General features: G+C 68.7%; 16 protein-coding genes. 9 read left to right on the forward strand and 7 right to left on the reverse strand.

Annotated features, from left to right (window positions below; translation table 11 throughout):
* Positions 1-23 precede the first annotated feature (23 nt).
* Genes narH through D8670_RS17425 form a run of 6 tightly spaced genes read right to left on the reverse strand, consistent with a single transcriptional unit; the run spans position 24 to position 6,830 of the window.
* Entirely contained in the window at positions 24-1,073 is a 1,050-nt protein-coding gene (narH, locus tag D8670_RS17400) for a nitrate reductase subunit beta (RefSeq protein WP_121819397.1), read from the reverse strand.
* A complete protein-coding gene (locus D8670_RS17405; RefSeq protein WP_121819398.1) occupies positions 1,073-4,012 on the reverse strand; it encodes a nitrate reductase subunit alpha in 2,940 nt (979 codons plus the stop codon). Before D8670_RS17405 ends, narH begins: the two co-directional genes overlap by 1 nt.
* Entirely contained in the window at positions 4,009-4,221 is a 213-nt protein-coding gene (locus tag D8670_RS17410) for a DUF8120 family protein (protein ID WP_121819399.1), read from the reverse strand. Before D8670_RS17410 ends, D8670_RS17405 begins: the two co-directional genes overlap by 4 nt.
* On the reverse strand, positions 4,214-5,647 hold the full coding sequence (locus D8670_RS17415) for a cytochrome b (RefSeq protein WP_121819400.1): 1,434 nt from the start codon (positions 5,645-5,647) through the stop codon (positions 4,214-4,216). Before D8670_RS17415 ends, D8670_RS17410 begins: the two co-directional genes overlap by 8 nt.
* Positions 5,647-6,309, reverse strand: coding sequence for a QcrA and Rieske domain-containing protein (locus D8670_RS17420; protein WP_121819401.1), 663 nt, complete (start codon positions 6,307-6,309; stop codon positions 5,647-5,649). Before D8670_RS17420 ends, D8670_RS17415 begins: the two co-directional genes overlap by 1 nt.
* Entirely contained in the window at positions 6,309-6,830 is a 522-nt protein-coding gene (locus D8670_RS17425) for a hypothetical protein (protein ID WP_193569445.1), read from the reverse strand. The genes D8670_RS17420 and D8670_RS17425 overlap by 1 nt, the downstream gene beginning before the upstream one ends.
* Before the next feature lie 267 nt (positions 6,831-7,097).
* Between D8670_RS17425 and D8670_RS17430 the strand changes: the two genes are divergently transcribed.
* From D8670_RS17430 to D8670_RS17460, 8 genes are all read left to right on the forward strand, one after another.
* Entirely contained in the window at positions 7,098-7,736 is a 639-nt protein-coding gene (locus D8670_RS17430; RefSeq protein ID WP_121819403.1) for a helix-turn-helix domain-containing protein, read from the forward strand.
* Positions 7,737-7,850: 114 nt separating this feature from the next.
* Positions 7,851-8,006 carry a DUF7560 family zinc ribbon protein gene (locus tag D8670_RS21130; RefSeq protein ID WP_162994344.1) on the forward strand — a complete coding sequence of 52 codons (156 nt, stop codon included), beginning with the start codon at positions 7,851-7,853 and terminating at the stop codon, positions 8,004-8,006.
* A 96-nt stretch (positions 8,007-8,102) separates the two neighbouring features.
* Entirely contained in the window at positions 8,103-8,471 is a 369-nt protein-coding gene (locus D8670_RS17435) for a winged helix-turn-helix domain-containing protein (protein ID WP_121819404.1), read from the forward strand.
* 62 nt (positions 8,472-8,533) lie between these two features.
* A complete protein-coding gene (locus tag D8670_RS17440; protein ID WP_121819405.1) occupies positions 8,534-9,322 on the forward strand; it encodes an electron transfer flavoprotein subunit beta/FixA family protein in 789 nt (262 codons plus the stop codon).
* Positions 9,323-10,336 carry an electron transfer flavoprotein subunit alpha/FixB family protein gene (locus D8670_RS17445; protein ID WP_121819406.1) on the forward strand — a complete coding sequence of 338 codons (1,014 nt, stop codon included), beginning with the start codon at positions 9,323-9,325 and terminating at the stop codon, positions 10,334-10,336. It begins immediately after the preceding gene.
* Positions 10,333-11,748, forward strand: coding sequence for an FAD-dependent oxidoreductase (locus D8670_RS17450; RefSeq protein ID WP_121819407.1), 1,416 nt, complete (start codon positions 10,333-10,335; stop codon positions 11,746-11,748). Before D8670_RS17445 ends, D8670_RS17450 begins: the two co-directional genes overlap by 4 nt.
* A complete protein-coding gene (locus D8670_RS17455) occupies positions 11,745-12,062 on the forward strand; it encodes a ferredoxin family protein (protein WP_121819408.1) in 318 nt (105 codons plus the stop codon). The genes D8670_RS17450 and D8670_RS17455 overlap by 4 nt, the downstream gene beginning before the upstream one ends.
* A 177-nt stretch (positions 12,063-12,239) precedes the next feature.
* The gene (locus tag D8670_RS17460) at positions 12,240-12,479 is read left to right on the forward strand and encodes a DUF8015 family protein (protein ID WP_121819409.1); all 240 of its coding nucleotides are present in this window, start codon (positions 12,240-12,242) and stop codon (positions 12,477-12,479) included.
* Positions 12,480-12,503: 24 nt separating this feature from the next.
* On the opposite strand, the gene D8670_RS17465 is transcribed toward D8670_RS17460, so the two are convergent.
* The gene (locus tag D8670_RS17465; RefSeq protein ID WP_121819410.1) at positions 12,504-13,130 is read right to left on the reverse strand and encodes a universal stress protein; all 627 of its coding nucleotides are present in this window, start codon (positions 13,128-13,130) and stop codon (positions 12,504-12,506) included.
* A gap of 331 nt (positions 13,131-13,461) precedes the next feature.
* Between D8670_RS17465 and D8670_RS17470 the strand changes: the two genes are divergently transcribed.
* Positions 13,462-13,986, forward strand: coding sequence for a DoxX family protein (locus D8670_RS17470; RefSeq protein WP_121819411.1), 525 nt, complete (start codon positions 13,462-13,464; stop codon positions 13,984-13,986).
* Position 13,987: the final 1 nt, after the last annotated feature.

Consider the following 13,987-nt stretch of genomic DNA (forward strand, 5'->3'; position numbering starts at 1 on the left):
CGGTACCGGTTTCGGCGGGCGCATCAGTCGAACACCTCCAGTCTGTACTTGCGTGCTGGGTTCGTGTCGGTGAGCATGTCGAGCAGTTCGCTGGAGCCGCCGCGGTTCACCTTGTCGCGCTCCCGCTCGATGGTGTCGAGCGCGTCGTGGACCCGCTCGCCGAACAGCTCCTCGAGGTACGTGCGCGGGATGCGGTCGACGTCGACCGTCTCGCCGTCCTCGGAGTGCTGCGGCGGCGCGTACGGCGGGATGTAGTAGACGTTCGGCTGGGTGCGGTACTCCGGGTGAAGCGGCAACGCGACCTCGTACTCCTCGACCAGCTTGTAGATCGGCCCCTCCTCGTCGTCGAGGAAGCCGACCAGCCGCAACTGCGGCGGACAGTCCTCCGCGCAGGCCGGGGCGAACGTCTCGCCGTCGGGCCCTTCCCCCTCGATGCGGGGGTAACAGAAGATGCACTTCTCGGACGTCTTCTGGGCCGCGTTGTAGTACACCTTCTTGTAGGGACAGCCCTCGACGCAGTAGCGGTAGCCGCGGCAGCGCTCCTGGTCGATCAGGACGATGCCGTCCTCCTCGCGCTTGTAGATGGCCTTGCGCGGACACGCCTCGACGCAGGAGGGGTGCGTGCAGTGGTTGCAGATGCGCGGGAGGTAGAAGTAGTACGAGTTGGGATACTCGCCGGCCCCCCGGTCCTCGTCCCAGTTCGGCCCCCACTCGGGGTCGCCGTCGGGCCGGAGCGGCCGGTCGCTCCCGTCGTACATGATCTCCTCGTGGTTGAACTCCCACGACTCGCCGTAGTCCTCCTGGTCCGGGATCTGACCCGGCTGGCGCTCGCTGTGCTCGTCCGACTTCCAGCCGCCGCCTTTCTCCTCCCAGTCGCGCGGGTAGCCCTTCCCGGGCTTGGTCTCGACGTTGTTCCAGTACATGTAGTCGCGGCCGCCGCCTTCCGTCCACAGCGACTTGCACGCGACCGTACACGTCTGGCAGCCGACGCACTTGTTGAGGTCCATCACCATCGCAACCTGATGGTCGACGCCGTCCGCAATGTCGACCGTCTCGCCGTCCTGCGCGGTCATCAGTCGTCACCTCCCTTCTTCCGCACGTCGACGCGGACGTCGCTGTTGACGCCGGTCGGCCCCCAGTAGTTGGGGAAGAAGTAGAGGTGTTCCCCGGTGTCCTCCGGGTATTGCACCAGCTGGGTCGGCTTCATGTACATCGGGACGAGCGTGTTGAAGTTGTTCCGGCTCGGATACTGGAACTTCTCCCAGGAGAAGAAGTGCCTGACCGTGCCGGGGTCGCCGGACGGGTAGAGCTTCGCCTGCACCTCGACCGACCCCATGTCGTTGAACACCTCGACGGCGTCGCCGTCCTCGATGCCCCGCTCCTCGGCGTCCTCGGGGCTGAGGAAGACGGTCGGCTCGCCGCGCTGGAGCCGCAGCATCTTCTCGCTGTCCCGCCACGTCGAGTGGATCGCCCAGCGGCTGTGGGGCGTGTTGTACTCCATCGGGTAGTCGCCGCCCGTCTCCGACGGTCCCTCCTTGTGCGTCGGCAGCTGCTCGCCGAGTTCGAGGAACCAGTCGTGGTCGACGTAGTACTGCTGCCGGCCGGTGACGGTCGGCCACGGGTTCTTGTCCTGCACGAAGTCCTTCCACGGCGCGTACGCCTCGCCGTCCTCGATGTCCGAGGTCCAGTGGTCGCCCGCCTCCAGCAGGCGCTGGGGCTGCTCGACCGTGTCCGCGAACGTGATCTGCTCGTCGCTGTCGGCGGGGTTCGACTCCTCGGAGTGGTCGAGGATGTACTCGCAGGCGGCGCGGTCCTCCGCGAGCGCCCCCTCCTCGTCGGTCGACCAGTCGCGGACGTAGTCGTCGTGGACCGACTGGAGGTCGATCTCCCGGTCGAACTTCCGGTCGGGCACGGGGTCGACCCCGCGCTCTGTGGCGACCTCCTGGATCTTCGCGGCGAGTTCGCGAAAGATCTGCCAGTCCGTCTTCGCCTCGCCCAGCGGTTCCACCGCGGGCGTGAACGGGTGCACGTAGGTGTGCATGTCCGTCATCGACAGGTCGTGCTTCTCGTAGTGGCTCGCGGTCGGCAGCACGATGTCGCTGTACAGCGCCGTCGAGTCCATCCGGAAGTTGATGTCGACGACGAGATCGAGCTTCGGCCACAGCTCCTCCTCGACCGCGACCCCGCCTTTCGCCTGGTTGAAGTAGTTCCCCCGCCAGACGAACATCGTCGTCGGGTCCGGTCGGGAGCCGTCCTCGCGCTCCTCGGGGTAGACGGGCATCCACCCCTCGTCGATCGACTCCCGTATCTTCGCAGCGGTGTCAGGGTCGGTGTTGTCGAGGATGCCGGCGTGGTAGTAGGTCCACAGCGTCGTCGGCACGCCACGGACGTTCCCGGTCGGGAAGGAGAGCGTCTTCCAGCCGTGGAACGTCCAGATCTTCTCCTGGCCGACGTAGTGGTCGAGCCCGGTCCCCTGCTCGCCGAGGTTGCCGGTCAGCGTGACGAGCAGCTGGATGGCGCGGTTGCCCAGGTCGTTGTGGTACCAGTCGTTGACGCCTTTCCCGTGGATGATCTTCGCCTTGTCCGCCGCGGCGAACTCCCGGGCGATCCGCTGGTGGGTCTCCCTGCCGACCCCCGTCTCCTCGTGGACCGTCTCGGGGTCGTACTCGGCGAGTTCGTCGCGGAGCTCGTTCCACACCGTCCGGACCCGCACGGTGCCGTCCGTCGTCTCGACCGTCCGCTCGGCGTCGAGCCGGGGGTCGAAGTCCAGTTCGATGCTCTTCGAGTAGTCCTTCTGGCCGTCCCGCTCGCCGAGGGACCCCGGCGCTTCCCGGAGCCGCCCCTCGTCGTCGACCATGAGGAGCATCCACTCGGGCCGGTCGGCGTCGGTATCGACGGCGGGTACGTCGCTCGCGCGGAGGAACTTCCCGGTGTCCTCGCGGACCAGCAGCGGCATGTCCGTCTGCTCCTTCAGGTGGGCCTCGTCGTGCAGTCCCTCGTCGACGATGGTGCGGGCCATCCCCAGCGCCAGCGCGGTGTCAGTGCCGGAGTCGGGACTGATCCACTCGTCGGTGTGGATCGCCGTCTGGGAGTAGTCGGTGAACACGCCGACGCGCTTCGCGCCGTCGTACCCCGCTTCGAGGAAGTACTTCGCGTCGGGGATGCGCGTGACGTTGACGTTCGACCCCCACGCCATCAGGTAGTCGGCGTTGTACCAGTCGGCGCTCTCGGCGTTGTCGGTCTGGACGCCCCACGTGATCGGCTGGCCCGGCGGCAGGTCCGAATACCAGTCGTAGAACGAGTGGGAGACGCCGCCGAGCAGGTTGATCAGCCGGGAGCCGCTGGCGAAGGAGACGGGACTCATCGCCGGGATCGGCGTGAACCCGCTGATCGCGTCGTAGCGGCCGGCCTGCACCTCGTCGACGACGTGTTCGGCGATCTCGGTGAGCGCCTCGTCCCACGAGACGCGCTGCCACTTGCCCTCGCCGCGCTCGCCGACGCGCTTGAGCGGGTGTTTGACCCGCTGGTCGGCGTTGACGTAGTCGGTGTAACAGGCGCCCTTCTGGCAGCCGCGCGGGTTCGGGTCGGGGAGGCTCTCGTCGAAGCGCGGGTAGTCGCCCGCTTGCTCCTCGCGCCAGACCTGCCCGTTCTTCACGTAGACGTTCCACGAGCAACTGCCGGTGCAGTTGACGCTGTGGGTCGAGCGCGCGACCGAGTCCCAGTCCCACTCGTCGCGGTAGAGGTCCTCCCACTCGCGGTAGGGGTAGTCGCCGATGGGGTCGTCGACGGTCTGCAGTCCGTTCATCCCGAGCAGCCCGTCGCCGGCGGCCGACGCGCCCCCGAGGCCGAGCACCGACGCGATGCCGACGCCCTCCAGGAAGCTGCGGCGGGAGACCGCCCCGCCGGAGTCCGCCGGATCGCCCGGCGGGTCGCCCACTTCGGGGCCGTCGCTCGCGTGCTCCTCGCCGTCCGGTACCTCTGTCGTCTCGTCGGTGATGTCGTTTCGAGTCATTCGTCTCTCCGTACGAAAACCGTCGTCAGTGCGAGCGCTACGCCGACCGCGCCGAGCGCCGCTCCCGCGACCGTGTCGCCGCCGGTTTCGAGGCCGAGCGCGACCAGTCCGACGCCGAGGAGCTTGCTCGCGCGGTCGAGATGCCGGTACGTCCGGGCCGACAGTTCGATCCCGGCCGTCCCGTCCGCGGCGGTGCCGGCGTCAGTCATCGTCGGCCACCTCCGCGGCGTCTCCCCGTTCGCTCGGCTCGCCTTCGTCCCGCAGGACGCGGTAGGTCAGCAGGCCCGAGGCGAGCGGGACGACCAGCAGCGCGACGGTGAGAACCTGGTTCACGGCGCCGGTCCCGACGCCGAGCGCCCGCGCGAGCAGGTTGTTCATCCCCGCGATGGAGGCGATCATGATGGTCTGGACGGCCGCGACGCCGACGGCGGTCTGCCACGGGCGGTCGAGCGGGCTCGCCGTGAAGTGGACCGGCTCCTCGTGGTAGTCGACGAACGGCCAGAGGGCGACGGCGCCGAACACCAGCGTCGGGAGCAACACGCCGCCGACGAACTCCGTCGACACGTGCACGCCGACGACCGGGATCGTGAAGCTCATCCACGCGGGCAGCAGCTTCAGGAAGCCGTACACCCACATCAGGAACCAGTCCGGCATGATGAGCTCCGGCGTCCCGGCGGGGTCGTTCGGGCCGTACTCCGCGATGTTGTGGACGGGGAGAAAGCCCGCCAGAATCGCCAGCGTCGCCAGCGTCAGGAAGAACACGACGGCGCTGACAGCGGCCTGATTCGGGAACGCCGGCAGCCCGACCACGACGCTGTCGTCGCTCTCGTCGACGGTCGCCGGGCCGCCGTCCGGGGCCGTCCCCTCGTCGGCGGTCGGCGGGGGCCCACGCACGTCGTCGTCGCGCGGCGCTTCGGTGTGCTTCTGGCGGACGAGGATCCCCATGTGGACCGCGAGCAACACGGTGATGGCCGCGGGGATGACGAGCACGTGGAGGAAGTACAGCCGCGGGATGGTCGCGCTCGACGGGAACTCCCCGCCGAAGAACGCCTTCCCGAGCAGCTCCCCCGCGAACGGGACCGACGTGGCGAGGTTGTAGCCGATGCCCGTCGCCGTCGCGGCGAACTCGTCGAACGGGAGCGCGTAGCCCGTGTAGGCCGCGCCCATCGCCAGCCCGGCGAGACCGGTGCCGACGATCCAGTTCGGCTCGCGGGGGTTGCGGTACGCCCCGGTGAAAAACACCCTGAGCATATGCAACCCGATCGAGGCGACGAACAGGTGCGCCGCCCAGTGGTGCATCCGCCGGATGAACATCCCGAACGGCACGTCGTAGGTGATCTGCAGGACGCTCGCGAACGCCTCCGGCACCTCCTCGCCCTGGTACTCGGCGACGCTGCCCTCGTACTCGACCTCGCTGGTCGACGGCTCGAAGAACATCCCCAGGAACATCCCCGTCAGGACGAGCATCAGGAAGCAAAACAGCGCGATCTCGCCCAGCAGGAACGAGTCCTCGGCCGGGAACGCCTTCCCGAGGAACTCGCGGCCGCTGTCCAGGCCGAACCGCACGTCGAGCCAGTCGTACGCGCGCCCGCCGGCGTCGGCCGCCCGCTCCGCGAGCCTGTCGGACCGGGACATCAGTCACCACCCGGGCCGACCGGCCCGTCGAAATCGCCAGTGGCGATCAGGTTCCCGTCGCCGGAGAGCGTGATCGGCAACTGCGGCAGCGCCCGCTCCGGCGGCCCCCCGACCACGGCCGCGCCGTCCGTCGGGTCGAACTTCCCGAAGTGACACGGGCAGACGAGCGTCTCGCCCTCCTCGTTCGACACCATACAGCCGGCGTGCGTACAGACCTTCGAGTAGGCCGCGTAGCCGGAGACGGTGTACTCCATCTTCGTCTCGCCGCCGTAGGCGTCCTCCGGGTGCCGGACGAGCAGCGTCGGGGCCCGCTCGATCCCCGGTCGCGGCTCGGGGAAGACGGTCATGCGCTCGCCCTCCGACAGCGCCGACTCGCCGACCCGGTTCCCCTCGCCGTCGACGAGGTTGATGCCGTCCGAGTAGACCGGACCGGTGTACGACCGGTCGAACACGCGCGTCAGCCCGGCGAGCGGGGCCGCGAGGCTCCCGACCGCCGTCAGCCCCCCGACGGTGGCGAACAGCTTCGCGTAGTCGCGCCGGGCTATCGACGCCCGCGCGTCGGTGAAGATGCTCGGGTGATGCCGTCCGCCGCCATCGCCCGGACAGTCGGTACAGCCGCCGTCGCAGTCGTTCGGTTCGGAGTTCGGTGTGTCGTGTCCCATCAGTGTCCCCTCCGTTCGGCGACCTCGACGTGCGGGAGGAACCAGGCGTAGTACGCGACGGTGAGCAGTGCCAGCGACACGAACATCCCCGCCGCGTAGACGCCGAAGTACTGCGTCCGCGCGAGCGTGAGGTACTCGCCGGTGAACAGCGCGGCGAAGACGATCGCGACGATCGTCAGCCCGCCCATCGCCAGGACTCCCTCCATCGCGTCCGAGGCGTCGTGGTACTCCACCACCCATCGCTCGTCGGTTCGGAACCACGGTAGCCCGACCTGTCCCCCGTCGGCGACCGCCGCATCGTCCGCGTCGTCCGGCCTCACCGCCGAGTCCATGAACCGGTGGACCGCGGTGAGCGCGGCCACCAGGCCGAACAGCGCGACCCAGACGATCACGCCGACCTGGCTCGGCGCGAGCTTCTCCGGCGTGTCGACGATGTCCTGCAGCGGCCGCATCTCGCTGACGCTCTTGTCGATCTCGATCTCCTCGCTGGGGGGCTCCCCGTGCAGCGCGACCCACCACATCGGCAGGAGCACGGCGACGACCAACAGGACGACCACGACCGCTCCGCGCTTCACGGCCGGTCACCTCCCGGGGTTCGCGCGCGACGGATCGCTACCCGCCTGTGATTTCTGAGCATACTCTCTTCCCGACACTTGCGCCCGAACGCCGGTAACACAGCGACCACAGGATGGTGGGTGTTTAAATAGGGGCGAACGGTTTCGCGGGACTGCCCGTCCGGACCAGTGGGAGGGGAAGATATTTGCTGTCCAGACCCCGATACTCTCACGATGGGAGACAGCATACGGGCCGAGATCCGGGTCGACCACCCCTCGGAGTGTCAGATCGCCTCCGTCTCGCTGGAGGCGTCCTCGGTTCGGTCTATCTCGCGAAGCGCCACGCCCGTCGGGGACGCGGTCACCGAGGAGTTCACCGTCCAAACCGACGCCGACGTCGACGGCGACGAGATGGACGAGATCTTCAGCTACGACGCCGAGAGCGTCTACCGGTTCTCCCGCGACCAGGGGCAGGGCTGCGTCTGCGAACTCGTCGAGTCCCACGACATCCCTATCCAAACGGTCCGGGCGAAGGAGGGGTCGCTCTTCATCGCCTTCTTCGTCACTGACCTCGACGAACTGCGCGCGATCGTCTCCGACCTCCGCGCGGATTTCGACGGCGTCAGCCTCCGCCGACTCACCCGGTCCGAGGGGCCGAAGTCGGACGAGAGCCTCGTGTACGTCGACCGCAACGAACTCACCGACCGGCAGCGGGAGGTGCTCGCGACGGCACACGATCTGGGGTATTTCGACCACCCGAAGCGCGCGAACGCGACCGAGGTGTCAGAGGAACTCGGGATCAACCGGTCGACGTTCGCCGAACACCTCGCCGCGGCGCAGTCGACCCTGCTCGATACCGTCCTCGACGCCTGAGTCGAACGAAACCTGAACCGGACGAGATCGCCGACGTCGCCCTCCAGCGGAACTTCAACGCCCACAGGATGCGGGGTGGACGGTCATCACGTCGGAGGTCGATCTGAGAGTTGTGTGTCCCGATTCACGTTCGACTGTCCGGAGTGTAGCGTCGAGACGGAGGTCGACGACGAGGTCCGTTCGGAGATCCTGAACGCCGGTTGCGTGCTGTGTCGGGCGTCGGTCGGGTCCGACGACTTCTCGCGGATCGACGCCGAGACGACGCGGTGAACGTCTCTCCTTCTCAGGGCGCCGTCGCGGGGGGCTACAAATACGCCTGTATATTGTAGCGAACCACCGTTACCGGGTCGGGAACGAACTAGAACCATGTCGGTGAGCATCTCACTCCAGCGCTCGGTCCCGGACGACGACGGCGACCGGGACCGCTTCGACCGGGAGGCGATCGTCGGGCTGCTCGACGACGACGACGCCGTGTGCCTGTTCCGGAGCGCCACGGACCCGAAGACGGTGTCGACGCTGGCCGACGAGTGCGACGTCCCGCTGTCGACGGCGTACAGGAAAGTGGAGAAACTCGAAGACGCCGGACTGATCGGAGAGGTTGCGCGGGGGCTCGCGGACGCGTCGGAGCCGGCGCGGTACCGGCGCACGGTCGACGCCGTGACGGTGACGCTGCGCGACGGCGTGAGCGTCGAGTGCGCCGTCGCGGTGGGACGGGACCCGGCCCGCTCTCAGTAACTGAGAACCGTGACGGCAGAATTAAACGACCCCATCGTACGCTCACCTGTGACACGACACCTATGAACGATCAATGGACGGTCGTCGTCGGCGTCAAGCAGGTACCCGACGAGGACGACGTGTCGCTCGACCCCGACACCGGGACCCTCGACCGCGCCGACGCCGAGGCGATACTGAACCGACCGGACCGCAACGCGCTGGAGGCCGCACTCCGGATCAAAGACGAGGTGGGCGCGCGCGTGGTCGCGGTGACCATGGGCCCGCCGATGGCGACGCCGGTTCTGGAGGCGGCCGTCGCGATGGGCTGTGACGACGCGGTGCTGGTGACCGATCGGGCGTTCGCCGGCAGCGACACCTGGCCGACGAGTCTCGTCCTCGCGGCGACCGCGGACTACCTCGACGCCGACGTCGTGGTCTGCGGCGAGGAGACCACCGACTCCTCGACGGGGCAGGTGCCGCCGGGCATCGCCGCGCACAACGGCTGGGCGCAACTGACCTACGTCGAGGAGCTCGACCCGCTTCCCGAGGACGAACAGATCGCGGCCCGCCGCGACGTGGAGGGCGGCCACGAACGGGTCGTCGCCGACCTGCCGGTGGTCGTCGCCGTCGCCTACGGAGAGAACGAGCCGCGGACCGCCGGGCTCCACCGGAAGATACACGCCGAAAACGAGTTCGAACCGGTCGAGCTCACCGCCGACGACCTCGGCGTCGACGAGGACGCGGTCGGCCTCGCCGCCTCGCCGACGCAGGTCGGCGGGATGGAGACGGTCGAGCCCGTCGAACGGGAGCGCGAACGCGTCGAAACGCCGTCGGAGCTCGTCGGGGCGCTCGCCGACGAGGGGGTGATGTAGATGCCGGTGGACGTCGACGAGTATGAGGACGTCTGGGTGTTCGTCGAGGAGCACGACGGCGACGTCGCCCCCGTCTCGTGGGAACTGCTCGCCGAGGCGCGGGACCTCGCGGCCGAACTCGGGGAGGACCTCGTCGCGCTGGTGATCGGGGAGGACGTCGACGACGTCGCCCGCGAGGCGCTCCGCCGGGGCGCCGACCGGGTGCTCGTCGCCGACGACCCCGTCTTCGAGCCGTACCGCGCGGACCCGTACGGCGAGCAGTTCCGACACCTCGTCGAGGAGCGGCGGCCGGACGTCGTCCTCATCGGCGGGACCCACACCGGGCGGGACTTCGCCGGGCGCGTCGCGGTTCCGGCACACGCCGGCCTCACCGCGGACTGCACGGAACTGGGCATCGACGAGGACGGGCACTTGGAGGCCCGCCGCCCGGCGTTCGGCGGCAACGTCCTGGCGACGATCAAGTGCGAGAACCACCGCCCGCAGATGGCCACCGTGCGATCGGGCGTGTTCGAGGCCGCAGAGCCCGACCCCGACCGGGACGGAGAGATTGAGCGCGTCGACGTGATCGTCGACGAGGCGGACACGCTGACGTCGGTGCTCGATCGGTCCGTCGGGGAGACGGCCGACATCACCGACGCTGACCGGATCGTCGCCGCGGGCGGCGGGACCGAGGGCGACCTCGACCCCGTACTGGACCTCGCGGACGCGCTCGACGCCGAACTCGCCGCGAGCCGGAAGGCCGTGGACGAGGGCTGGGTCGGTCACGACCGACAGGTCGGTCAGACCGGCAAGACGGTTCGACCCGACCTCTACGTCGCGGTCGGGGTCTCGGGGGCCGTCCAGCACGTCGAGGGGATGAACGACAGCGACGTCGTGGTGGCGATCAACGACGACCCGAACGCGCCGATCTTCGACCACGCGGACTACGGCATCGTCGGCGACCTGTTCGAGGTGTGTCCCGAACTGGTCGACCTGTTAGAGGACGCCGACGACCCGACGGAGGTACCAGCATGACCACGGACCGAGAGACCGAGACTGGGGGGACCGACTCCGAGCACGACGGTTCCGCCGGCGGACTTCCGTCCGACCGCACGGCGTCGAACCCGAACTACGACGGCGCGTTCGACGCGGTCGTCGTCGGCGCCGGCCTCGCGGGAAGCGCCGCGGCGGTCACGATGGCCCGGGAGGGACTCGACGTGCTCGTGATAGAGCGGGGCGCGTCGCCCGGCGCGAAGAACGTGTTCGGCGGCGTGCTGTACACGCCGACGATCCGGGAACTCGTCGACCTCGACGACGCGCCGCTGGAGCGCTACGTCGCGGAGAAGCGCTTCGGCGTCCTCTCGACCGAGGACGAGACGGCCGTCTCGCTCCGACCCGGCGAGTGGCACGCCGAACCGCACAACGACTCCTACACCGTGTTGCGCGGCGACTTCGACGAGTGGTTCGCCGAGCAGGCGGTCGACGCCGGGGCGACGCTCGTCACCGAAACGACGGTGACGGGGCTCCTGCGAGACGACGACGGGACGGTGGTCGGCGTCGAGACGGACAGACCGGACGGCGAGCTTCGCGCGCCGATGGTCGTCCTCGCGGAGGGCGGGAACTCGCTCGTCAGTGAGGGCGCCGACCTCAAGGGACGCCCCGACCGGGGCGACGTGGCCGTCGCGGTGAAGGAGGTGCTGGAGTTTCCCGATAGCGACGACGCCATCGCGGACCGGTTCCGCCTGTCCGACGACGCCGGGGCGTCCTACCACTACTTCGGCGAGGGGGCGGTCGGCGACGCGTTCGGCGGCGCGTTCATCTACACGAACGACGACACGGTCAGCGTCGGCCTCGCCTACCGGATCGAGGACGCGGTGACGGGACAGCCGGACCCGGAGCGGACGCTCGACCGGTTCAAGTCCCACCCCGCCGTCGCCCCGCTCGTCAGGGGCGGCCGCACCATCGAGTACGCCGCCAAGACGATCCCGGAGGGCGGCGCCGATGCCATCCCGGAACTCGTCCACGACGGTGCGGTCGTCGTCGGCGACGCCGCCGGCCTCGTGCTCAACAACGGGGTCCACCTCGAAGGGACGAACATGGCCGTGGAGAGCGGCTATCACGCGGGGCGGACGGTGGCAAGCGCACTGGCGGACGACCGGACCGACGCGGCCGCCCTGCGGGCGTACCCCGAGTCGCTGAACGAGTCGTTCGTCGTACAGAACCTCGAACACTACGAGTGGCTGATGGAGACCGTGCGGGAAGACCGCGACCTGCTGTTCCGCGACCTGCCGCGCGCCGTCGCCGACGCCGGCGAGGAGTACTTCCGCATCGACCGTCAGCCGAAGGCGCTCCACGCGGAGAACGCGAAGACTCGCCTCCTCCGAACCGTCGGGGGGTGGCGCGGCGCGGCGAAACTGGCCTGGCGCTACCGCAAGGTGATCTCATGAGCACCCATCCCAAGACGCCCGACGTCGACAACGCGACGCTCGAAGACCGACTCTACACAGTCAAGTACGAGGACCCCGGCGACTCCCACCTGGACGTGAAGGTGCCGGGGTTCTGCGCGGAGCGGTGCGACACCGACGACTGCGTCGACGTCTGCCCCGCCGACGTCTGGCGGAAGGAGGAGGGCGACGACGTGCCGACGATCGCGTACGAGAACTGCCTGGAGTGTGGGAGCTGTCGGTTCGCCTGCCCGTACAACAACGTCGAGTGGGAGTATCCGGAGAACGGCTCCGGGGTGACCTATCGGTACGGCTAGTCGAACGGCGCGGGAACGGCCCACCGGATCCTCGGACCCGGGGCCGGCGAGTCGTCCCGGCCGTACCCGAGGGTCGGGCGGAGATAGCGTCCGGAGGTTCGTCAGCCACCTGCCGAATCCGAGTTCCCGGGAATCGTCGAGCGGTTCTTTTTTCGCGATCGCCTAGTCGAAAACGAGATGGGATACTACGACCGGCTCCTCGGCGGTATGCTCGCGTCGCTGCTGGCGGGCGCGGTGGTGGGGTTCCACCCGGTCGTCCAGATGCACCAGGGTCTCGCGGGGGGAGCGGCGCTGGCGACCCTGCTCCTGTGGGAGGGGTTATTCCGCAACCCGCCCGTGCCCCCGTCCGACCGGCGGGTCGCGACCGCTGCGGCGGTCTGGCACGGCGGACTGCTGTTGCTCCTCTTCTCGGCGTAGTACCGGGGGGCGGCGACGCCGCCTTCAGTCGCCGGTCCCCGCGACCCGCGTCTTCCCGGTCTCCGCGTCGACGTGAACCCTGAACTCGCCGCTCCCGGCACGCATCGGAACGATCCAGGAACTCGTGCCGCGGTAGGGTTCCTCCAGCGGCTCGGCCTGCCCGTCCCCTGTCTCGTCGAGTGCTGCAGTGGCGCGGTCGATCGCCTCCTCCGGGGAGTCGACCGCCGGCGCCGTCTCGATCGCTCGAACCGTGGTCACGGGGACCTTCGCCTCCCGGACCACGCGCTCGGCGACGCTCCCGAGGAGCACGCGGTCAAGACCGGTGCGACCGTTCGTCCCCATGACGATCCCGTCCACGTCGAGGCTTCTCGCCGCCGCAAGGATCTCGGCGTGGGGGATGCCGCGCCGCAAGGCGGTCTCGACGTCGACGTCGGCCCGCGCGCCCACCTCCTCGACGACCTTCAGGGCCTTGCGTCCGCGGGCTTCGATCGAGTCCACGACCGGCCCGTCGAGCGTCTTGTACTCGGAAGTATCGACCACGTAGAGGGCGTGGATCGACGCCCCGGTCTCGTCCGCGATCGCGACCGCGTGGTCGATCGCCCGTCGACTCCCCTCGCTGCCGTCCGTCGGTAGCAGGATGCGTTCGTACATGGTCCTCCGTTTGCGGATACGACGATCGTTATCAATAGATCGTCGGGAATTCCCGCGATCTGAGAAGCGAGACCTTCGACATCGGCGTCTCGTAGCGAAAATTCTGAGTTCGCGGATGCGTTCTCGCATCGGTGCAGGGGTTCCCATGGCTCGACCGCGGGAAGCGCTTCCCCGCCCTGAATCAGGGTCCGTTTTCCACCGATCCGGAATGGCTCCTCGTCGCGGTTCTACGAATCCGAACGGGCGACAGTCTACACTTAAAACCCTGTAATCTGGTGCGGAGTCGATACGGGGGCGTCCGTCCTCGTTCTACACGTGAGGTGAGATAACCATGTCATATCAAGCGGCCAACCCCCTGTCGGAGGAGTTCGAGTTCGAACTCTCGGGGGCGCTCACGGGATACTGGCTCGCGTTCCTGCGCGTCGTCGTCGGCTGGTGGTTCTTCCACTCCGGCGTGACGAAACTCATCGAGGACGGCCTGGCCTACAGCTACGGGCCGATATACCTGCAGGGGATGGAGGGTACCGCGCTCGGCCCCATCCCGGTCTGGATGGGGAACAACCTCGGCTGGTTCATCGAGGCGATGGTGCCCCTCGGCGAGACGCTCATCGGCCTCGGCCTCATGGTCGGGGCGCTGGTGCGGCTGGCCTCCCTGTTCGGGGCGCTGTTCATGACCCTGTTCTGGCTCGGCAACGCCGGGTTCGGGCACGGCCTCGTGAACGGCGACCTGATGGGCCTGCTGCTGTTCGTCACGATGATGGTGCTTGCCACCGGGCGCTACTACGGCCTCGACGCCATCCTCGAACGGACGCGCTTCGTCGAACAACGCCCGAAACTCCGGTACCTGCTCGGTTAAG

Source organism: Halostella limicola (assembly GCF_003675875.1).
GTDB lineage: Archaea > Halobacteriota > Halobacteria > Halobacteriales > Natronoarchaeaceae > Halostella > Halostella limicola.